General features: G+C 55.6%; 29 protein-coding genes. All 29 read left to right on the plus strand.

Translation table 11 applies throughout. The features are described 5' to 3' along the window. Positions 1-28 precede the first annotated feature (28 nt). The 29 genes from ACTU44_RS08630 (at position 29) to ACTU44_RS08770 (ending at position 18,496) form a co-directional block, all read left to right on the plus strand. A complete protein-coding gene (locus tag ACTU44_RS08630; RefSeq protein ID WP_462097213.1) occupies positions 29-997 on the plus strand; it encodes an AAA family ATPase in 969 nt (322 codons plus the stop codon). Positions 998-1,008: 11 nt separating this feature from the next. Beyond that, entirely contained in the window at positions 1,009-1,308 is a 300-nt protein-coding gene (locus ACTU44_RS08635; RefSeq protein ID WP_287465540.1) for a hypothetical protein, read from the plus strand. Positions 1,309-1,384: 76 nt separating this feature from the next. Then, positions 1,385-1,888: a host-nuclease inhibitor Gam family protein gene (locus ACTU44_RS08640; protein ID WP_412557573.1), complete on the plus strand. Its 504-nt coding sequence runs from the start codon at positions 1,385-1,387 to the stop codon at positions 1,886-1,888. Positions 1,889-1,891: 3 nt separating this feature from the next. Next, on the plus strand, positions 1,892-2,326 hold the full coding sequence (locus ACTU44_RS08645) for a hypothetical protein (RefSeq protein ID WP_412557574.1): 435 nt from the start codon (positions 1,892-1,894) through the stop codon (positions 2,324-2,326). Next, positions 2,313-2,528, plus strand: a complete 216-nt coding sequence (locus ACTU44_RS08650; protein WP_462097214.1) for a hypothetical protein — start codon at positions 2,313-2,315, stop codon at positions 2,526-2,528. The genes ACTU44_RS08645 and ACTU44_RS08650 overlap by 14 nt, the downstream gene beginning before the upstream one ends. Next, a complete protein-coding gene (locus tag ACTU44_RS08655) occupies positions 2,528-2,752 on the plus strand; it encodes a hypothetical protein (protein ID WP_287465545.1) in 225 nt (74 codons plus the stop codon). The genes ACTU44_RS08650 and ACTU44_RS08655 overlap by 1 nt, the downstream gene beginning before the upstream one ends. Positions 2,753-2,977: 225 nt before the next feature. Then, the gene (locus tag ACTU44_RS08660) at positions 2,978-3,277 is read left to right on the plus strand and encodes a hypothetical protein (protein ID WP_462097215.1); all 300 of its coding nucleotides are present in this window, start codon (positions 2,978-2,980) and stop codon (positions 3,275-3,277) included. Next, entirely contained in the window at positions 3,270-3,926 is a 657-nt protein-coding gene (locus ACTU44_RS08665) for an MT-A70 family methyltransferase (protein ID WP_462097216.1), read from the plus strand. The genes ACTU44_RS08660 and ACTU44_RS08665 overlap by 8 nt, the downstream gene beginning before the upstream one ends. Beyond that, complete coding sequence (locus ACTU44_RS08670) at positions 3,923-4,339, plus strand: helix-turn-helix domain-containing protein (protein ID WP_462097217.1); 417 nt, start codon at positions 3,923-3,925, stop codon at positions 4,337-4,339. Before ACTU44_RS08665 ends, ACTU44_RS08670 begins: the two co-directional genes overlap by 4 nt. A gap of 262 nt (positions 4,340-4,601) precedes the next feature. After that, positions 4,602-5,306 (plus strand): gp16 family protein, encoded by a 705-nt coding sequence (locus ACTU44_RS08675; RefSeq protein ID WP_462097218.1) that lies wholly within the window; start codon positions 4,602-4,604, stop codon positions 5,304-5,306. Next, positions 5,303-5,569 carry a hypothetical protein gene (locus tag ACTU44_RS08680; RefSeq protein ID WP_462097219.1) on the plus strand — a complete coding sequence of 89 codons (267 nt, stop codon included), beginning with the start codon at positions 5,303-5,305 and terminating at the stop codon, positions 5,567-5,569. The genes ACTU44_RS08675 and ACTU44_RS08680 overlap by 4 nt, the downstream gene beginning before the upstream one ends. 105 nt (positions 5,570-5,674) lie before the next feature. Continuing rightward, the gene (locus ACTU44_RS08685; RefSeq protein ID WP_462097220.1) at positions 5,675-6,409 is read left to right on the plus strand and encodes a DUF2786 domain-containing protein; all 735 of its coding nucleotides are present in this window, start codon (positions 5,675-5,677) and stop codon (positions 6,407-6,409) included. Next, positions 6,402-6,782, plus strand: coding sequence for a hypothetical protein (locus ACTU44_RS08690; RefSeq protein ID WP_287465555.1), 381 nt, complete (start codon positions 6,402-6,404; stop codon positions 6,780-6,782). Before ACTU44_RS08685 ends, ACTU44_RS08690 begins: the two co-directional genes overlap by 8 nt. Before the next feature lie 75 nt (positions 6,783-6,857). Next, positions 6,858-7,388 (plus strand): hypothetical protein, encoded by a 531-nt coding sequence (locus ACTU44_RS08695; RefSeq protein WP_462097221.1) that lies wholly within the window; start codon positions 6,858-6,860, stop codon positions 7,386-7,388. Further along, entirely contained in the window at positions 7,375-7,974 is a 600-nt protein-coding gene (locus ACTU44_RS08700; RefSeq protein ID WP_462097222.1) for a hypothetical protein, read from the plus strand. The genes ACTU44_RS08695 and ACTU44_RS08700 overlap by 14 nt, the downstream gene beginning before the upstream one ends. Then, positions 7,971-8,174 carry a hypothetical protein gene (locus ACTU44_RS08705; RefSeq protein ID WP_287465558.1) on the plus strand — a complete coding sequence of 68 codons (204 nt, stop codon included), beginning with the start codon at positions 7,971-7,973 and terminating at the stop codon, positions 8,172-8,174. Before ACTU44_RS08700 ends, ACTU44_RS08705 begins: the two co-directional genes overlap by 4 nt. 31 nt (positions 8,175-8,205) lie before the next feature. Next, complete coding sequence (locus ACTU44_RS08710; RefSeq protein WP_462097434.1) at positions 8,206-8,370, plus strand: TraR/DksA C4-type zinc finger protein; 165 nt, start codon at positions 8,206-8,208, stop codon at positions 8,368-8,370. Positions 8,371-8,373: 3 nt separating this feature from the next. After that, positions 8,374-8,724 (plus strand): DUF2730 family protein, encoded by a 351-nt coding sequence (locus ACTU44_RS08715; RefSeq protein WP_287465560.1) that lies wholly within the window; start codon positions 8,374-8,376, stop codon positions 8,722-8,724. 2 nt (positions 8,725-8,726) lie between these two features. Beyond that, positions 8,727-9,026 carry a VpaChn25_0724 family phage protein gene (locus ACTU44_RS08720; RefSeq protein WP_287465561.1) on the plus strand — a complete coding sequence of 100 codons (300 nt, stop codon included), beginning with the start codon at positions 8,727-8,729 and terminating at the stop codon, positions 9,024-9,026. A 1-nt stretch (position 9,027) separates the two neighbouring features. Beyond that, positions 9,028-9,585 carry a DUF3486 family protein gene (locus ACTU44_RS08725; protein WP_462097223.1) on the plus strand — a complete coding sequence of 186 codons (558 nt, stop codon included), beginning with the start codon at positions 9,028-9,030 and terminating at the stop codon, positions 9,583-9,585. After that, positions 9,582-10,973, plus strand: a complete 1,392-nt coding sequence (locus tag ACTU44_RS08730; RefSeq protein WP_462097224.1) for a terminase large subunit domain-containing protein — start codon at positions 9,582-9,584, stop codon at positions 10,971-10,973. The genes ACTU44_RS08725 and ACTU44_RS08730 overlap by 4 nt, the downstream gene beginning before the upstream one ends. Further along, positions 10,964-12,379, plus strand: coding sequence for a hypothetical protein (locus ACTU44_RS08735; protein ID WP_462097225.1), 1,416 nt, complete (start codon positions 10,964-10,966; stop codon positions 12,377-12,379). Before ACTU44_RS08730 ends, ACTU44_RS08735 begins: the two co-directional genes overlap by 10 nt. Further along, the gene (locus ACTU44_RS08740; RefSeq protein ID WP_462097226.1) at positions 12,376-13,266 is read left to right on the plus strand and encodes a phage minor head protein; all 891 of its coding nucleotides are present in this window, start codon (positions 12,376-12,378) and stop codon (positions 13,264-13,266) included. The genes ACTU44_RS08735 and ACTU44_RS08740 overlap by 4 nt, the downstream gene beginning before the upstream one ends. Positions 13,267-13,561: 295 nt before the next feature. Next, positions 13,562-13,930 (plus strand): hypothetical protein, encoded by a 369-nt coding sequence (locus ACTU44_RS08745; RefSeq protein ID WP_287465569.1) that lies wholly within the window; start codon positions 13,562-13,564, stop codon positions 13,928-13,930. Further along, positions 13,930-16,287, plus strand: a complete 2,358-nt coding sequence (locus ACTU44_RS08750) for a phage major capsid protein (protein ID WP_462097227.1) — start codon at positions 13,930-13,932, stop codon at positions 16,285-16,287. The genes ACTU44_RS08745 and ACTU44_RS08750 overlap by 1 nt, the downstream gene beginning before the upstream one ends. Positions 16,288-16,398: 111 nt before the next feature. Beyond that, positions 16,399-17,061: a hypothetical protein gene (locus tag ACTU44_RS08755; protein WP_462097228.1), complete on the plus strand. Its 663-nt coding sequence runs from the start codon at positions 16,399-16,401 to the stop codon at positions 17,059-17,061. A 3-nt stretch (positions 17,062-17,064) separates the two neighbouring features. After that, complete coding sequence (locus ACTU44_RS08760; RefSeq protein WP_462097229.1) at positions 17,065-17,577, plus strand: hypothetical protein; 513 nt, start codon at positions 17,065-17,067, stop codon at positions 17,575-17,577. Next, entirely contained in the window at positions 17,574-18,140 is a 567-nt protein-coding gene (locus tag ACTU44_RS08765) for a hypothetical protein (protein ID WP_462097230.1), read from the plus strand. The genes ACTU44_RS08760 and ACTU44_RS08765 overlap by 4 nt, the downstream gene beginning before the upstream one ends. Continuing rightward, positions 18,137-18,496: a DUF2635 domain-containing protein gene (locus ACTU44_RS08770; RefSeq protein ID WP_462097231.1), complete on the plus strand. Its 360-nt coding sequence runs from the start codon at positions 18,137-18,139 to the stop codon at positions 18,494-18,496. Before ACTU44_RS08765 ends, ACTU44_RS08770 begins: the two co-directional genes overlap by 4 nt.

Genomic DNA, 18,496 nt, shown 5'->3' on the forward strand with positions numbered 1-18,496 from the left:
ATCAAGACGACCAATAAAGGATTTTAGCATGAACAATATCGTTGCGACAGACAGCACTTTTACAGACGAAGAGATTCAGGAAATCCGCAGTCGTGTCCAAGAGGTCATGGACGCAGAGGGCTACAGCCAAGCAGATGTGGCAAAGCTGACCGGTGTAAAATACGGCACGTTCACTGGTTGGTTCAAAGGCACGTATGCCGGCAACAATTCCCGCGTGGCGGGCGAGGTTCAAATCTGGCTGTCAGGTCTGGGCGAGAAAAAGCAGACGGCAAAGCGGGTACCTCGCATCCCCGACTATGTTGAAACCCCGTCAACGATCGAGTTCATGAGCGCGTTGCAATATGCCCACGTGCTGCCGGAAATCGCCATTATCGCCGGTGGTGCCGGTATCAGTAAGACGACAGCGTGCGAACAATATGCCCGTACCAATCGCAATGTCTGGGTGGCGACCATGGAGCCGAGCACCAAGGGCACGCACGGCATGTTGCTTGAATTGGCAGAAGTGCTTGGCATTACCGAGAAGTCACCAACCAAGCTGTCAAAGGCAATCGTAAACCGCGTTGATGGTACCAACGGCTTGATCATCATCGACGAAGCCCAGCATTTGACAACTGAGGCGCTTGATCAGGCGCGGTCCATTTATGACAAGGCACGCGGAACTGTCGGGCTGGTGTTTGTTGGGAATGAAACGGTTTACGCCCGACTGGAAGGCAACGGACGCAAACCCGGTTTTGCGCAGCTTTTTTCACGGGTTGGCGTGCGCTGTACACAAAACCAACCGAAAGCAGCCGACATGTGTGCGTTGATCGCTGCCTGGGATGTCACAGACAAAGAAGAAATCCGATACCTCAAGGCGATTGCGCGCAAGCCAGGCGCACTGCGTGGGATGACCAAATGCTTGCAGTTGGCAACCCTTCTGGCGAATGGCGCAGGCGTTCCTCGCACAATCGAACACATCAAGATGGCGTGGGAAAAACATTCCTCGTCAGCAGTGTGAGGAGGTTTGTGATGATCAGCCAAAAACTGTCCAACATCACAGCGGCGTTGCGGAAAATGGCCAACCACAGTTCCGGGAGCCTGAAACTCGATCACGCAACCACAGACATCTTGCTGACCAACCTGCAGGAGCTCTCTGACAGTCTTGGCTCTTACGAGCATAGCGCCGGACCGATCCCTGTTGGTGAGACCAGCCTGCACGCGATCGAGCGCGCCGTTGCCCGAGGTCAGGTCATCAATCTGGCAGACCGACGCACGGCAGAAATACTGCGCCGCGATCTGCCGCCGGACGGCGGGGGATCAGTCGCATGAAACGTTCCCGCATTCCCTTCATTCGCTTTTGGCTTCAACAGATCCGCTACTGGCGGACCCTTCAAAGGAAACCGCTATGACGACGATGGCAGAGATCGAACAAATGGCACAGGGCTATGCTGCCGCCCGGATCGAGCTGCAGGAAGGTGTGACCGCCCTGCACGAGGATCTCGAAAAGATCAAGGCCCGCTATATGGGCATGATCCGCAAACAGGTTGAAACCGTGCGCGAGCATGAGACAGCACTCAAGAACGCGATTGAGGCTGCACCGGATCTGTTTACCAAACCGAAATCCCGCACGTTTGCAGGGATCAAGGTTGGGTTTGGAAAGCAGCCAGGACGGCTTGAATGTCCCGAAGATGTCCTTCTGGTCGCGCGCATTCGCAACACACTTCCTGACCAGTTTTCAACCCTTGTGAAGGTTACTGAAAAGCCGGTGAAAACGGCTCTTTCCAATCTTCCGGGCAAAGACCTTAAGCGTCTTGGTATCTCGGTTGTTGATGCGACCGACGCTGTCATTGTCAAGCCGCAGGACAGTGATATCGACAAACTGGTTGCGGCGCTGATCGAGGAGGAATGAGCAATGTCATTCGTAACAATCGAGCCGCCCGTCAAGAATGTCAAACCGGCTATCAAGCCTGACGAAGTTCTGCTGACCACCCGCAAGGTTCATAAGTGCAACATGGTCGTTTTGCGCTTTGGTGATGAGGCCGTCAAACGGCTCAAGCTCAGTGTAGGCAAGCAGTACATGGTGCGCTGGGGCATTGATGACCATGCAGGAAAACTCCGGCTGAGTGAGGTTTCCAAAGGGTGGGAGCTCAAAGTGCCGAAGCGAGGCAATACAGCTCAGATCACGCTCTCCCGCCTTCCTGAGCAGTATCTGGGGCGAGCTTTTCAGGCCAAGAAGATCACTGGCGAACATATCGACGGCGTGTTGGGCCGCAGTGACCCGTTCGTCCAGCTCATCCTACCGTCTGATTTCTTTGCCGAGCCGGAGGATACCGATGAGCAAGCGTAAGCCAACTGTCTTGTACTCGGTGCTCTTGGCCGACCGTCGTCAGATCTATGTCCTGGCACGTCATGCCAAGGGGGCATTGAGCGTTGCGATATCGCATGGCTACACACCGGATCGCAGTCCCGGTGTCAGGCCGCGCCGTGTTGATGATGTGCTCAATGATCGGGCGATCAACTTCAAGTCCTCTGAGGGGGAGGCAGCCTGATGTTTGCTTATTGCTACGAGGGTGGAGATATCCAGTTCGGCGAGCAGTTGCCAGTGAATGCGATCAAGCTCGCGAGCGGTCCTGAAGCCATTCTTCGCCGCCGTATCGGTTCAAACCGTCGCGTGCCTGGTATCCCGGCCGAGGACGCAATTGGTGACCGCCAGGCAATCGAACAATACAGACGATTTCTGATGGCACCACGCAGACGTGTGCGTGGTGGCTGATGAGCCAACCGGGACCGACCCGAACCTGTTGCAAGTGCTTTTGGTTCGGTCCCGGTACCGCTTCAGCAACGAGCAGTCCACGGACTGCTGATTGGTGCAGCGGCGAGCGGAGATGAGGGCGTTATTGCCAAAACCGTCAAGGCCGCAAGGCCGACCGGAATGGTCCGCTGCACCACCCGCTGAGTTGGCGGGACAGAGCAAACGATAACAAGGTGATTGAAAACAATGGCCTCGCTTCGCGGACAAACCCCTGACAGCCGAAAGGTGCTTGCCAATCTGGCAATCGTCGCGGCCGGGTTTGTGCGCGGTCGCGGCCGAATGAAGGCCCGCGAACATCTCCGCAAGGCCATTCACGAAGCGAACGAAGCGTTGAGGGCCGATGGTTCGGTTGCAGATCATTCTGTAACGATCTCCGACCCTGAACAGTTGGTTCGCGCCTACATCGAGGCTGGTGGCAATTGGCAGGCCCTGGTCGCGGCCGTCAGTCGCCATTCACTTGAGGGGGCAACGCGGCGTCATGACTAACACAATGCGCAAGCAGTTTGCAGATCTGCGACCTGTGGGAGGCTTTCGCGTTATCCTGGCGGATGCCGCTTGGCCGTTTGCCAATTTTTCCCCGAAAGGTGAAGGCAAAGGACCATCCGCCCACTATGACTGCATGACAGTGGATGAGATTGCAGCCATGCCGGTTGAACTTCTGGCTGCGGATGACTGCGCTTTATTCATGTGGGTCACTTGGCCGCTTATGCCCGAATGGAACCGTGTTCTGAAAGCATGGGGTTTTGAGTTCAAAGGGCTTGCATGGGAGTGGCGCAAATTCAATCCGGACACTGGAAAATATGCGTTCGGCACCGGCTACGGCACGCGAAAGAACCTGGAGCCGTGCCTGTTGGCAACACGCGGAAATCCGTCGCTTAAATCCGAGCTGCCTGATGATCTGTTTGGTGTCGGGAGCGTCCCTGAAGGGGTGCGCTCTGTCCGCGATTGGATGGAGTGGTGGCCTGATGTCGAGATCCGCGCCAAAGCGCGCGGCCACTCCCGGAAACCTGACGAACAATATGACCGGATCGAAACGATGTTTGACGGTCCATATATCGAGCTGTTTGCGCGTCAGCGCCGAAAAGGCTGGTCGGCATGGGGCAACCAGGTCGACAAGTTTGGAGACGCGGCATGAACCATATCGCGTCAAACAGCACCAAGCCAGCCGGATCAATCTTTGCCAGAACGCCGCGCAAGAAAAAGTATGACCACCGCACGATCAGGATTGAGCAGCTCAAAACGCGGTCCTTTGACTCTTTGCGCCTGCTTTACACGGGCGGGTGGATTCTTGCCGGACCAAAGGATGTGGTTGCTGTCTCGTCAAGCGTAGCGGTTTTGCTGTTGGCCATATCGGGGCATCGGCTTGCGACAGATGAAATCCTGATGGAAGCGCTTTGGCCGCATCCGGATGACATGCCCGACTATTGGGCGGATCAAATCCGTGTTCGGGTTTGCAAGCTCAGAAGGCTCATCAAACGTGTCGGCGGAACTGAGCAGATCGTGGTCGAGCATGGTCGCGGTTACTGGCTTAGGAGGCATGCGAAATGAATGCGTCCTGGTACGAAACCGCTCGCAAGATCATAGCCGAGTTGGACCGAGGTTTGCCCGCTGACCTGTCGCTAAAAGAACGACGGAAGGCTGTTCGCGAGGCTTACCCCTGGGGTGAGCGCAGCATGTGGCCATACAAGGCATGGTGCAAAGCGCAACGCGAATACCTTTCCCGGTTCGTGACACCAGAAGAGAGGCTGCGCAACCTTCCTCTCACACCGCTTGAGCGTCTGGTTGCCAAGTCAAAACGCGGAGATCAATCATGAGTGCTGTTCGCAAACCCAAAAAGCAGATCGATCCGTTCCGTCGCAGCCTTTATGCAAAGATCGAAATCGCCAAGAAAGAGCTGGCACTCGATGACGATGCTTATCGCGCTATCATAGCGCAGCGTTTCGACGGCAAGACAAGCCGGACCCAGCTTGGCACCGCACAATTGGGCGAGCTGATTGATCATTTCAAAACACTTGGCTTCAAGCCGAAGCGCAAAGCGCCAAAACGTGCTGGTAGGGCACGGCTTGCGGACAGTGATACTGCGCGCAAAATCCGTGCGCTATGGATCTCTTTGTATCATCTCGGAGTTATCTCAGACCCCTCTGAGAGCGCCTTGGGGGCATTCATCAAACGGCAAGCCAAGGTCGATGACGCTGCTTTTTTGGTGCCGGAACAAGCCTACAAAGTGATTGAAGCTCTCAAAAGTTGGGCTGAGCGCGAAGCCAAAGTCAACTGGTCGCCCTATCCGATCGGGTTCCGCGACAAAATCGAACGACCGCGTTGCCGCATTCTCGAAGCGCAATGGAAGATCCTGCATCCCGGAAAGTTTGACATCCTCGATCTCTGCCGGTGGGTTGAGCGGTTTGTGAAGAGCCCGCGCCAGATTTCGCATGTTCACCTGACTGATGATCAGGCCGATCAGGCAATAGAGGCCCTTGGTGCGCGTGTGCGTGCGCTGAAAGGCGGTGCCAAGTGAACCTTGATGCACTGATCGCGCACCGCACTCATTGTTTTCTGCACGTGCTGAAACGGGCGCGCGCCAGACACATCGATCTTTCACCCGCCGCAATCGAGAGCCTGCAGGATGCGATTGAACGCCTTGAGCGTGCCTTTGTTCGCGATGGTCAGGCCAGATATCGTCTGACGGTTCGCCATGCTGACCAGTGGCTGGTTGTGACCTATGACGCTCGTTTGCACTGCCTGGTCACTGTCTGGCCTGACAAGAAAAGGGTGCGGTGATGGCTGAGAGCGAATGCCGGGCATGTGATGGCACGGGGTGGCTTTGGATTTGGCCTTGCACCGAATGCACCAAGAGCAATGGTCAGAAGGAAGGGACCAAGGATAATGAACGAAGACCTGAAGAAAATTCGCGAGAAGATCAGAAACCTGCGGAATAAAACCGTAGCAAACGGTTGCACGGAAGCAGAAGCCAACTCTGCAATGGCTATGGCATTTCGCTTGATGTCTGAATACGGGCTGGCCGACGGTGATTTGGAATTTGAGCAGCTTCGCGCAGATAGCTATGGGGCACGCAGAACTGTCGTCGATGGTCTATGGGCTGTCGTTGGCAAAGTCTGTGCGTGCCACGTCTATTATGAAAAGTCTGACCGGACGCGCATTGTCTATACCGGGCGACCAGTTGATGTTGCTGTCGCTGAATACCTTCATGATCTTCTCAGCAGTGCGGTCAAATTTGCGACGGGTGAGTTTCGCAAGCATCCAGAATACACCAAGCGACGCAAAGCCAAGACGCGCAACGCAGCGGTAAAGGCGTTTCAACTGGCCCTTGTTGCCCGTCTGGCGAAGCGCCTTGGTGATCTTTGGTGGACCCGCGCCGAGGCAACGGGAGATGCGGAAAAGTTCTATCTTGATCACACATCGCATATCGAACGCATTTCAGCCGATATTGCACGACGCGGGGTCGAGTTTGTAAATCGTCCAAGCCTGAAGCTACCGGATCGTCGCTTTGATGGTGCGCGCGTCGTTGGATATCGTGCAGGTGACAAGGTAACGATTGATCCAGGTGTGACCGGCGCATCGCGTGACCCACTGCTTTTGCAAGGTGGGGGTAATGGTTGAAGACATCCGCTCTTGGCCTGTCGGGTTACGCAGGTTGGCCGAAGTCATCGGCCCGGCCGCAGCCGTGCGTCTTGCAGAAGCATTTGGAGGAACCGAGGACATTTATATTCCGATCACGGCTAACCCTTCTCACTCATTCACCGATATCATCGGGCTTGACCGGCTTGAGGCTTTGTGTGCTGAATTCGGCGGACGCAAGATCGAGATTCCGCGCGGTACCTTCCGCGACCTCAAGAAAACCCGCATTATGGACGCTGATGGGACCAATCGAACCGTTGCCTTGACGCTTGGCTGTTCACAGCGATATGTACGCAAAGTCCGCTCTGAAGTGCGTCAACAGACCCAGCCGGACCTTTTTTCCGAAAAAGAGTGATAGCCGGAACAGTTCCGGCCACGCGCGATAAGATCAAGATCGCGCATCTTGCTACCAACACAGTTGGAGCAAGTCATGTTTCCCCCGAAGCTATTTCTCGGCACCGTCATTCGACCGGTGCTTTCAAGCCTTAGTTCAGTTGACCCACGTCTGAATAGTGTGGCAGCCGAGCAATTGCTGCTGGGCACCGCCTTAGCGGAAAGCGGGCTTGCGGCTGTTTCTCAACACGGCGGCGGTCCCGCACGTGGATTTTTCCAGATCGAACCGGCAACGGCAAATGACGTTTTCGAACGCTGGCTTAAGGTCCAGCGCAAACGCGCCCTGGAAGATATTGTTCATCGCCTTCGCGTCCTGCCGGGGCGGGAAAAGGCAATTGATGAGCTGTATGGCAACCCGTTCTTTGGCTGCGCTTTGGCACGGCTCAAATACTGGATGTCTCCCGATCCGCTGCCATCCGCAGGTGATTGGCCCGATATCGCCGCCTATTGGAAACAGCATTACAACACGCCTGCAGGTGCAGGAACGCATCAGCATTTCCTGCGCGCGATCGAGGATGTGCGGGGTCTTTGGGACATGAACGAGGAGACGGAAAATGTCCACGCCTGAAATCGCCACCAAACAATGGTGGCAGTCCAAAACCATTATCGGTGCTCTCGTATCGTTGATCTCGACGCTTTGCGCGAGCCTCGGCGTCACAATCGCACCGGAAATGCAGACTGAAATCGTCACGGCTCTGGTTGCCTTTGGCGGTGTGGTCGGTACCGGTCTTTCGATCTATGGCCGGATCAAGGCCAGCCATACCATCGGCAAGGTGGATAAGAATGCCATCCGGTCGATTGCCATTGCGTTACTTGTCTTTGGTGGCATCGGGCTTGGCGGGCCGGTGGCTTGCGCCTCCTACACCGCCTATCAGACCGAGGGCGCGACACCCGCACAGACGGTTTTCGCCCTTCAGTCTGATTACAACACAGCGCTGGTCGCGGCGACCGAGTTTGTCCGAAGTCCGCAGACCGATCCCGCAACGGCCGATATCGTCAAGCGGCTGGAAATTGCTGCACATGACGCCTTGAAGGAGGCGCAGGGAGCCGTTCGGGCCGGGGATAGTCCAGCCATTCCGGTGGCGATCTCGGCAGCGCGATCAGCCCTGGCCGAATTCGGGGCATATCTTTCGAAGAAAGGAGCCCTGCCGTGAGCATCGCACAACTGATCCTGCTTGGTATCCAGATCGGCAATGCCGTTTCGGCCGGTGTGCCGATGGCCATCAAGGCAAAGGAAGCGATTGACAGGATGATCGCCGAAAATCGAGATCCAACCGACGCAGAATGGGCCGAGCTTAATGCCCTGACCGATGCTTTGCGCAACGAGCTGCATCAAGGCGGCATCGATGCCTGACATGATCGACGCCGCACAGGCGAACGAGGAAATGTGGCGGGACCAGGCAAAGGCCAAGTCCCGCCGCAACCAAACAGGGGCCGGGCGCGCCGAATGTATCGATTGCAGTGAACCGATCAAGGAAGCGCGACGGAAAGCAAATCCACATGCAGTTCGCTGCGTGCGTTGCCAGAGCGATTTTGAGCGGGGGAAATAGGTCGTGACGCTTGAACTACTGACAAAATACGGTTGGCTCATCGCCTTGGTTCTTCAGGGCTTCATCGCTTGGATTGGCTGGTCGATCAAGGAACGCTTTGTCACTCGCAAAGACTATGAGGAAGACAAAAAGCAACTCGACGGCTTGGTAAGCCGGGTCAAAAGGGTTGAGGAGATGCTCGAGGATCTGCCCGACCAGTCCGAGATCCACGATCTGAGCATGGCGCTTGAGAAGCTGTCCGGAAAAATGGGCGGGCTGATGGAACGTGTCGAGGCTGCGTACCGAAATCAGGATCGATACGAACGTGTTCTTAATCGCATCGAAGATTTCCTGCTGACCAACAAAGGGGCATAACCGTGAGCTATCCTGATTTTGTCGCGGAAAAACGCCGTTTGACCATTCTGCGATATCTGAAAGAAGAAAACGGATACTCGGCGAACGACAGTGTGATGCATTCGGTTGTCGATCATTTCGGGTTCAGTTGTTCGCGCGATATGGTGCGGGGCGACTATGCCTGGTTGCGCGATATGGGCTTGGTAACGGTCGAGGAACTGTCGGCCTCTGTCCACACCGCAACCATCACCCAGCGCGGTATTGACGTCGCATCTGGCAATGTACGTGTTGCCGGTGTCGCTCGCCCCGGACCGGGGGCCTGAAATGGCGACGAAACCCAAGATCGAAACAGAACTCTCCGAAGAGGATCTGAGAGCCTTCCGGCACCTGATGGCGACGGGACGTTGCTCTATCGATGACCTTGTTGGTTGGCTTGGAAAGCGGGGTTATGAAATCTCCCGCTCGTCCGTCGGTCGATATAGCCAGAACTTTGAACGTGTGGCGGCGCGCCTCCGGGAATCCCGACAGATCACGGAAGCAATCACCACCGAACTTGGTGATGCGGCTGTGCAAGGTAAGCAGGGTCGTCTTTTGGTCGAGATGACCAGGACGCTTGTATTTGACATGCTGATGAAGTTTCAGGAAGAGGATGCTGAGCTCGATACGAAAGATGTGATGATGTTGGGCAAGGGGCTGGCTGAGTTGGGTAAAGCGCTGCGTCTCGATCAAGACTTTGAAAACAAGCTCAGAGAACAGATCCGGGATGCTGTCGATCGCAAGCTTGAAACAGTCGAGAGCGAACTGGGTGACACAGAAACATCCGATCCGAAAGCTGTACTGAAGCGCATCCGTGAAGAAGTTTACGGGATCATCGTCGAATGACCAAAACCCAGCCTGCCGTTCCATTGTTCAAATATCAGCGTGACTGGTTTCTTGACCGGTCGCGTTTCAAAATCGGCATGTTCGCCCGCCAAACAGGCAAGACGTTTACGACGGGCCTTGAGATCGTTGATGATTGTTTCGATGCGTGGGTCAACGGCAAACGCGCCCGCTGGGTCATTCTCTCCCGTGGTGAACGGCAAGCCAAAGAAGCAATGGATGAAGGCATCAAGCTTCATGCCAAAGCCTATCAGATGGGCTTCGAAGAGTTGGAGTATGAGGTCTCCGGTGCAGATGACAGCCGTTACAAAGCGCTCGAGGTCGTTCTTCCGGGGGGATCGCGCATTACTGCATTGCCGGCCAACCCTGATACGGCTCGTGGCTTCTCTGCCAATGTTTTCCTTGATGAATTCGCTTTCCATCGGGACTCTCGCGAAATCTGGAAGGCCCTATTCCCGGTGATCAGTGCTGGTCACAAACTTCGCGTAACAAGCACGCCAAACGGCAAGGGTAACAAATTCTATGAGCTGATGACGGCCGGGGATAGCACCTGGTCGCGTCACGAGGTTGATATCTATCGTGCGGTGAGCGATGGGCTGCCTCGAAGCATTGATGAACTGAAACAGGGCATCGCAGATCAGGATGCCTGGGAACAGGAATATGAGCTCAAATGGGCCGATGAGGCGACAGCCTGGCTAACCTACGAACTGATCATGCCGTGTGAAGCGGAGGATTCTGGTGATCCGTCAAAGTTCACAGGTGGCAAAACGTTTATCGGCAACGACATTGCACGACGCAACAACCTCTGGGTTGCTTGGGTTTTAGAAGAGGTCGGGGACGTTCTGGTCACGAGGGAAATCCGTGCCGAGAAAAATATCTCTTTCTCCCGACAGGACGAAATCATGGACGAGTTGTTTTACCGCTACAACCCGGTGCGCATCGCAATGGACCAAGGCGGTATGGGCGAGAAGCCCGTTGAAGATGCCAAGAAGCGTTATGGCGAGTTGAGGGTGGATGGCGTTTTGCTTCAGGGTGCAACGCGCCTGAATATCGCGACGATGGGAAAGCAGAAATTCGAGGATCGCAAAATCCGCATTCCTGCCGGCGATCCTGCATTGCGCGCCGACCTTCACAAGGTTCGCAAGGTTACAGGTGTCACCGGGGGTATTCGGCTGGTTGCTGATGATGATGCAGAGGGACACGCTGACCGGTTCTGGGCGGGAATGCTGGCTATTGCTGCGGCCAGCGAAGCTGCGCTGCCAGCGGCGGGTGCTACCGTAGACCACGATCCGGAAATCTATGACGTTCGGAGCATGCCGGGCCGGGATGCTAACCGTCTTTTGCAACGGCCGGGAACGCCTTTTGACGGGAGAAAACGCACATGGGCTTGAAACATTTTCTGTCGTTTGGCGGTTTGTTTTCGAAGAAGGAGACGACGGTAAGAGAAGCGGCCGGAAAGACGATCGATAATGACGAGGAAGGTTGGCGTCGACTGACCGGCGATGCACGCCGGGATCTGTCATCGATCACACAGACCCGCATGCAGGAACTTGGCGTCTATATGTGGCGGACCAATCCGCTGGCCAATCGTCTTATCGAGCTCCCGGTGGCGTTTCTGTTGGCCGAAGGTGTCACGCTTCAGGTCAAGGATGAAGAGGCCCAGAAATGGCTTCGCAAATTCTGGAATGACCCGATCAACAATATGGATATCAAGCTGCCCAAGAAGGTCCGTGAACTGGCCCTTTATGGGGAGCAATGCTATCCGGCCTTCGTCAACGAAATGAACGGCCATGTCCGTTTGGGCTATCTCGATCCTGGACTGATCGAAACGGTTGTCACCGATCCGGACAATATCGAACAGCCGATCGGGGTGGTGACCAAGAAAGACCGAAAAGGTATTGCACGGCGCTATCGCATCATCGTGAATGGTCCTGAAGAAGCATTTTCAAAACGGACACGCGATATCCGCGAAACCTTTACCGATGGTGATTGCTTCTATTTCACGGTCAACGATTTGTCGAACGCGACCCGAGGACACTCTGACCTGTTGCCCCAGATTGACTGGCTGGATGGTTACGACCATTCACTGTTTGGCGAACTCGAGCGCTGGGACTTTCTGCGCGCATTTGTTTGGGATGTGACCCTGAAGGGGGCAACGCCCGAGGAAGTCAACCAGCGTGCCCGCGAGATTGCACCGCCGCGACCGGGCAGCGTGCGCGTCCATAACGACAGCGAAACATGGAACGCCGTCGTTCCGGAACTTAATGGAGCCGATAACAATGAAACGGCGCGTTTGTTCCGCAACCATATTCTTGGTGGCCGTTCGATCCCCGAGCACTGGTTTGGTGGCGGCGGCGATGTCAACCGCGCAACAGCGGGCGAGATGGGCGAACCGACCTTCAAGGATCTGTCCATGCGTCAGCGCTATATCAAGCATATGCTTGAAGAGATTGGCACCTTCGTCATTCGTCAAAAGACTTTGGTCCTTTATGGCTCGGAACCCGATCAGAGCAATGAGCCGGAGGACTACGAGGTCTCGGCCGTGTTCGCAGAAATGATTGCAAGCGACACCTCGAAATACGCAACTGCCCTGGTCAGTGTGGTCACGGCGGTTGCGGCCGCTGTTGATCGTCATTTGTTGAGCCAGACATCTGCGGTCGCTCTTATTGCCCTGGTTGCCGGTCGTATGGGCCTCGAAGTCGATCCTGACGCAGAACTCGAGCAGGCATTGGCAGACAAGGGCAAGCAGCAGGAAGAAGACAGTTTTCCGGGCTTCGAAGAGGATGAGGCCGCATGACCACCGACCCGCGGGATAAAGCCTTTCGGAAAGAGCGCAAACGCCAAGTGAAGCTTTACACTGAAGAAATGCGCACCGCCCTCAGAGACGTTGTCCATATCCTTAAGGTCGGTCGGCAACGCATTGCCGCCGAACTGGCGATAGGCGCGAGTGAGTTTCAGGCATGGCAACTGCCCAACATCCAGCAATCGATCGACAAGGTTCTTAGAGAGATCGGCGAAGAGATGGCCAGTTCGGGTAGTGAACATTTGGCCGCAGCGCATTCGCTTGGCATCGATCTTATCGAGAAGCCTTTGGCCGCTGGTGGGTTGCGAATTGCCGGACTACTGCCTGATGTTGATCGCCGCCAACTGATGGCGATCCGGTCATTCCTTACCGATCGCCTGAAGAATGTCAGCGCGGACGTTGCCAGCAAGGTGAAGGGCCAGATCGGCTTTGTCATGATCGGTGGCCAGACACCGGCCGATGCAGCCACGTCTGTTTCCATGCTGATCGAGAGCGAAAGAAGCCGGGCTCTTACGATTGTTCGTACCGAGATGGGGCGTGCTTTTTCCGTCGCGTCGCAGGAACGTCAGAAACAGGCGGCCGAAATGTTGCCTGGTCTGCAAAAACAGTGGCGGCGATCAGGAAAGGTTCACAGTCGCAGGAGCCACGACCTTGCGGATGGTCAGATTGCTGAAGTCGACGAGCCGTTCATTATTGGCGGTGTCGAACTTATGTATCCGCGCGATCCCAAGGCCCCGGCGAAAGAGACGATTAATTGCGGCTGTATCTCTCTTCCGCACATGGCGAATTGGGAAGTCAAACATGCCGAACGCATGCCCTTTAGCGAGGACGAAATCTATCGCAATCCCGGCAAACGTGATCTGGCACGCGAACTGAATTGAACCAACGGAGAGCAAAAATGACGTAACGGATTTATTTTGCCATACAGGCGCAGTTGCCTCTATAGATGGGGCGTTGCTGCTCCTAGCGGGCTCTTAGGCCTCTCACAGCCTCTTAAAGCCTCTTAAAACCGAATATTTATGTCTTTGGGGAACCGGATTGTTGATCAGTCCGGGGGCGAAGCCGTGGCCCGGAACTGTTCCGGACACGCGATCAAGCAATCACACCGATAGATTGGCACCAAAGCGGCCTGACGATCAAGGCCGTTTGTGTTTCATCCGACAAGGTGTGAGAGCAATGTCCAGTTCGAAAGCTGCAGAACCTTCGACCGCTTCCACGGAAATTAATTCCGAAGCCGACAAGGACAAGGATGCAACGGCCGGTGCAAACCAGCCGTCAACCGAGCCTGCCAAAAAGGCGGCACCCGCGAAAAAGGCGGCGACTTCCAAAAAGGCAGATGATGCAGAACCTGATCTCGATGCCGAGGCTGTTGCAAAGCAGCTCGACGTTAAGGTTCTTGTCGTCAAATCGGTCGACAAGAAGCGCGGGCCGGTCACCGACGAAGTGCCCGTCAAGGCCGAACACATACTGTCATGGGTCGTCCGTGACAAAGCTCTGACGGCTGTCACGATTGATGGCCAGAAGCACCAGGCGGAGCTGAAGTAATGGCCCGCAGCAAACTTTTTCTGGCATCTGCCGGTATTGCCGCGCTCGTGGCTTCAGCGACCTCGGCAAAAACCTTCATTACCGATTTCCGGGAAGCACAGGGAATTCCGGCATTGGGGTTGATCGGTCCTGATGCGGTCCGCGAAGCTTTCGAGGGCGATCTTCGCCAGTTGCAGGATCTTCTGCAGGGGGCAATCAAGAAAGCGCTTGAACTTTCCGGCGAGGAAGACTGGTGGCCCTATATCCACGGCCTGTTCGACGACTTCATTGTTGTCGAGAACAAGGATGGCAAGTTGCTCCGGTATCCCTACGAAGTCGACGGGACAAAGGTGTCTCTTGGAAATCCGCAGGAAGTCATCAAGACTTTCGAACCTGTCACTGACGGCGGTATGCGCGAGGCTGTCGGGCCTTTCATCGAAGCGGATAGCAAAGCCACACAGTATCGCATTCGCGTAATTCGCCAAGGCGTTTCAGGAAACCGGAACTTTTACCCAGCAGATGTTCTCCGCGAGGCCGTGCCACTGTTCGATGGCGTGCGTGTCTTCGTTAAGTCTGACGAGGAACACCTTAAAGGCCAGGGCAAGGATGTCCGCAACCTGATCGGTGTTCTGCGCAATCCTGCCTTTGTCGAAGCCGAGGGTGAAATTCACGCCGATCTCCTGCTGATCGAGCCGGAAGGCGATATCGCAGTCAAAATTCGGGAAGCATGGAAGCAGCAGTTAACTGACCTGTTTGGCTTCTCGATTGATGCACGGGCCAAAGCCCGTGTGATCAACAAGGATGGTCAGCGCGTCCGCGAGGCTGTCTCTTTTCTCAAAGTAAGTTCCGTCGATCTGATCGTTGAGCCAGGCGCAGGCGGCGGCATTATCAACCTTCTTGAAGCACAAGGAACCGCAGTCATGGGACGCGACGAAATCATCGCTCTGCTTGAAGCCAAAGGGCTTCTCAAAGACAAGGATACAGAACAGCTGTCGGATGATCAGCTGATCGCCATGCTGACCGAAGCCGTAAATCCCGAAACCGATGAAGGTGCGGACGATCTTCGCGAAGCTGAAGATGAAAACTCCCCGGTCACGCGGGCAGAACTTCGTATGGTCGAAGCGCGTGCAAGTGCTCGCGTTTTGATCGATGCCAGCCAGCTGCCGGATAAGGCAAAGCTGCGCCTGAAGGCGAAGTTTGATGCGATGGACAGTTTCACTGATGCAAATGTTCGTGAAGCCATCTCCGACGAAGCAGACTACATCGCGACCTTCACGGAAAGTGGTTCTGTCCGTGGGCTCGGTACCGTCGGGTCGCGTATTCAGATTGGTGAAGACCGGTTCGAAAAAACCTCTCAGATGTTCGAAGCGTTCTTTGATCCGGACCACAAGGATCATCGCCACGCGCGCTCTTTCAAGGAATGCTATGTGCAGGTAACTGGCGACAAGTATGTCACTGGTTCCATTCGCAACTGCGACCAGTCGCTGATGCGTGAGGCATTGGCTTCTGGAACCTTTGGCGACGTGCTGGGTGATTCAATAACACGCCGTATGATCGCCGACTATAACGTGCCGACGCGCTATGACGTCTGGCGTCAGTTGGCCAACATCGTGAATGTTGCCGACTTCCGTTCGCAGGAACGCACTCGCTTTGGCGGCTATGGCGATCTTCCGGCTGTCGCCCAGGGTGCAGACTATGCAGCTCTTGCTTCGCCGACGGACGAAAAGGCGACCTATGCTGTCGCGAAAAAAGGCGGGACCGAAAGCATCACGCTTGAAATGATCAAGAACGATGATGTTGGTGTCATTCGTCAGATCCCGATCAAGATGTCTCGGTCTGCCAAGCGTACCCTCGGCAAGTTCGTTCTCGACTTTATCAAGGACAACCCGGTCATTTACGACGGCGTAACCCTGTTCCATGCCACGCACGGTAACCTGGGTGCTGCGGCGCTCGACAAAGCCTCTTTCGCTGCCGGCCGTCTTGCGATGCTTGAGCAGACCGAAAAGGACAGTGGCGAGAAGATGGGTATTCCGCCGACCTTCCTGTGGGTTCCCGATACCCTCGAAGAAACGGCAGTCGATCTCTTCCGTCGTAATACCGAAAACGACAAGAACTTTATCCAGGCACAGAATGTCCAGGTGGTTCCTGTCTGGTATTGGACCGATGCAAACGACTGGGCGTTGTCGGCCGACAAAAACGACATTCCGAGCATCGAGATCGGCTTCCTCGATGGTAATGAAGAGCCGGAACTGTTTGTCCAGGACAACCCGACAAACGGCTCAATGTTCGCCAGCGACAAGCTGACCTACAAGATCCGTCACATTTATGGCGGCACCCCGGTCGACTTCCGTGGCCTCTACAAAGGCGTGGTTGCCTAGTACGGCGCTTTGAACCTTGGCTGAGAGGTCTGTCAAAGGCCTCTCAGCGACATACCCGATTTAGGGGTGACTGCCGGGAAAGATCGGCTTTCCTGTTTATTGGTGAGAGCAATGGCGTTCGTAGATTTTCAGACACTGGTTGATGGACTGGTTCGTGACGAAAGCAGCGCGGTATCGGAAAATGAACGTGACCAGGCTATCAATCTGGCCGTCGTCCGCTATTCGACTGATCGGCCACGATCGGCAATCGAAGCCATTGTCGGTACCGGTAACCTTCTCGACCTTCCGGAAGACTGGGCACTCAACTTCAGTTCTCTTCAGGCGATTTGGCTTCCCAGCGACAGTGGGCGCGTTCCACTTGAAGGGAGACTTGAGAACACATTGGCGGGGCTGCGCATCCGGCTCGCTGAGAATCTCGCAGCCGGGACAGAAGTGCATGTTGAGTATTCCATTCTGCACGAGGTGACAGACCTGGTGGATACAGTCCCGGTGCGAGATCGTGAGGCCGTCGCAAGCTGGGCAGCACAGTTGCTGCTTGAACAGCTATCCAGTCTTTATTCCGGTCATCGCGAGCCCACTATTCAGGGCGACACAACCGATTGGCAATCCAAAGGCCGGGACTATGCGGCACGCGCCAAACGCTTGCGCGAGAACTATCTCAATCACCTTGGAATTGATCCGAAACGCACGGTCCCATGTGGAGCTATTGTGAATTTCGATCTGCGTGATCAGCTCGGTGGCGATCGTATCGTTCATAAGCAGCGGAGACGTTGAGCAATGGCTTTCGACGTCCGTATTGATATTCGTGAAGCCGCCGCTCTGGCTGATGCTTTTGACAAGTCACCGAAGATTGTGACCGAAGAGCTTACTGCCGCGACGTGGCAAGCGAGCCTTTTGCTGGAGCGTGAGGTCAAGGAAAACACGCCAACTGGCGTCGGTGGTGGTGGCGGTCTCAAGGGATCTATCAGCGCGCGAGAGCCGGAAGTGCTGTCCGACAATGTGATCGGAATGGTGGGCACGCCCCTTGATTACGCAGTCCCAGTCGAACTTGGAACCCGCCCGCACTTTCCTCCAGTGCAGCCGCTTGCGGACTGGGCCGAGCACAAACTTGGACTTTCGCCCGCCGAAGCGCAGGGGGCTGCATTCGCGATTGCCCGCAAGATCAGCCGCACCGGTACCAAGGGGGCGCATATGTTCGAGCGGGCCTTTGAGGACAACGATCTTCAGGTGCAGCGGATCTTCGACCGAGCGCGTGTCCGGATTGCCGATCGCATGGGAGGCCGAGCATGAGCCTTACTGAGATCAGAGACGCAATCGCTGCAAAAATCGCGACGGTGCCGGGGGCCGGGAAAGTTCATCGCTACGAGCGTTATGCCGTGGCTCAGAAGGATTTTCGCAACCTTTATGTATCGGAAAACAAGGTGTGCGGGTGGTTCGTGCGCCGGGTGCGGACGGTCGAGCAGGAAGACTCAACGAATGCGAACCGCGAAATCCATTCCTGGCGCATTGAGGGGGTTATGAGCTTCGATGATGCCAATCAGAGCGAGATCGTATTCGACGATCTGATTGAGCAAATTAGAGCAGCTTTCCGCCATGACGAGACAATCGGAGGTGTTGTCGAGACGACGCTGGTTGACGGCCTTGCCGGTGTCCAGCTCGAAGACAGCGGGCCTGTCATGTTTGCCGGAACTCTCTGCCATCGTGCGCGCCTTTCCCTGCAAACGCGGGGCTTTGTCGACGTCGGGGAAATCGCGATCGACAGTTTCAACACTGGTGTCCCCGAGTGGGATCTCGCGGCACCTGACGGCACGACCGATGCCAAAGACACGATCACACTGGAGCAAGACCAATGACCAACAAAGTCAATGTTGTGCCTGGAAAGGATGGCTTGAAGGTGCGTACCGAAAATGGTGCCCGCCATATCCGCCCAAAAGGTGAGAGCGTTTCGCTCACTTCCTATTATCGCCGTCGGATCGCTGCAGGTGATCTCAAACAGGTTAAAGATTTGCCTGAAGAGACCCATGAGCCCGACACGCCAGTGGTCGAAGAGGAGGTCACTCTCGGCTCGCTTCTCAAGGCGCTTGATTATAGCGACCAGGCGCAAGCGACAGAGGATGGAAAACCGTCTCTCACCTATCTCTCAGACATTCTTAATCGCCGTGTGACGCGCAAGGAAGTTGACGCGGCCCTGAAGGAAATGGAGGCCTGA

Source organism: Thalassospira sp. SM2505, assembly GCF_054901115.1.

Bases quoted from the DNA above. Each gene is read 5' to 3' on its own strand.
- ACTU44_RS08655 (WP_287465545.1), top strand. From the start codon at position 2,528: ATGTTTGCTTATTGCTACGAGGGTGGAGATATCCAGTTCGGCGAGCAG.
- ACTU44_RS08730 (WP_462097224.1), top strand. From the start codon at position 9,582: ATGACCAAAACCCAGCCTGCCGTTCCATTGTTCAAATATCAGCGTGAC.
- ACTU44_RS08770 (WP_462097231.1), top strand. From the start codon at position 18,137: ATGACCAACAAAGTCAATGTTGTGCCTGGAAAGGATGGCTTGAAGGTG.
- ACTU44_RS08645 (WP_412557574.1), top strand. From the start codon at position 1,892: ATGTCATTCGTAACAATCGAGCCGCCCGTCAAGAATGTCAAACCGGCT.
- ACTU44_RS08670 (WP_462097217.1), top strand. From the start codon at position 3,923: ATGAACCATATCGCGTCAAACAGCACCAAGCCAGCCGGATCAATCTTT.
- ACTU44_RS08635 (WP_287465540.1), top strand. From the start codon at position 1,009: ATGATCAGCCAAAAACTGTCCAACATCACAGCGGCGTTGCGGAAAATG.
- ACTU44_RS08725 (WP_462097223.1), top strand. From the start codon at position 9,028: ATGGCGACGAAACCCAAGATCGAAACAGAACTCTCCGAAGAGGATCTG.
- ACTU44_RS08665 (WP_462097216.1), top strand. From the start codon at position 3,270: ATGACTAACACAATGCGCAAGCAGTTTGCAGATCTGCGACCTGTGGGA.
- ACTU44_RS08650 (WP_462097214.1), top strand. From the start codon at position 2,313: ATGAGCAAGCGTAAGCCAACTGTCTTGTACTCGGTGCTCTTGGCCGAC.
- ACTU44_RS08750 (WP_462097227.1), top strand. From the start codon at position 13,930: ATGGCCCGCAGCAAACTTTTTCTGGCATCTGCCGGTATTGCCGCGCTC.
- ACTU44_RS08745 (WP_287465569.1), top strand. From the start codon at position 13,562: ATGTCCAGTTCGAAAGCTGCAGAACCTTCGACCGCTTCCACGGAAATT.
- ACTU44_RS08630 (WP_462097213.1), top strand. From the start codon at position 29: ATGAACAATATCGTTGCGACAGACAGCACTTTTACAGACGAAGAGATT.
- ACTU44_RS08760 (WP_462097229.1), top strand. From the start codon at position 17,065: ATGGCTTTCGACGTCCGTATTGATATTCGTGAAGCCGCCGCTCTGGCT.
- ACTU44_RS08660 (WP_462097215.1), top strand. From the start codon at position 2,978: ATGGCCTCGCTTCGCGGACAAACCCCTGACAGCCGAAAGGTGCTTGCC.
- ACTU44_RS08710 (WP_462097434.1), top strand. From the start codon at position 8,206: ATGTGGCGGGACCAGGCAAAGGCCAAGTCCCGCCGCAACCAAACAGGG.
- ACTU44_RS08765 (WP_462097230.1), top strand. From the start codon at position 17,574: ATGAGCCTTACTGAGATCAGAGACGCAATCGCTGCAAAAATCGCGACG.
- ACTU44_RS08700 (WP_462097222.1), top strand. From the start codon at position 7,375: ATGTCCACGCCTGAAATCGCCACCAAACAATGGTGGCAGTCCAAAACC.
- ACTU44_RS08755 (WP_462097228.1), top strand. From the start codon at position 16,399: ATGGCGTTCGTAGATTTTCAGACACTGGTTGATGGACTGGTTCGTGAC.
- ACTU44_RS08695 (WP_462097221.1), top strand. From the start codon at position 6,858: ATGTTTCCCCCGAAGCTATTTCTCGGCACCGTCATTCGACCGGTGCTT.
- ACTU44_RS08685 (WP_462097220.1), top strand. From the start codon at position 5,675: ATGAACGAAGACCTGAAGAAAATTCGCGAGAAGATCAGAAACCTGCGG.
- ACTU44_RS08675 (WP_462097218.1), top strand. From the start codon at position 4,602: ATGAGTGCTGTTCGCAAACCCAAAAAGCAGATCGATCCGTTCCGTCGC.
- ACTU44_RS08640 (WP_412557573.1), top strand. From the start codon at position 1,385: ATGACGACGATGGCAGAGATCGAACAAATGGCACAGGGCTATGCTGCC.
- ACTU44_RS08740 (WP_462097226.1), top strand. From the start codon at position 12,376: ATGACCACCGACCCGCGGGATAAAGCCTTTCGGAAAGAGCGCAAACGC.
- ACTU44_RS08690 (WP_287465555.1), top strand. From the start codon at position 6,402: ATGGTTGAAGACATCCGCTCTTGGCCTGTCGGGTTACGCAGGTTGGCC.
- ACTU44_RS08735 (WP_462097225.1), top strand. From the start codon at position 10,964: ATGGGCTTGAAACATTTTCTGTCGTTTGGCGGTTTGTTTTCGAAGAAG.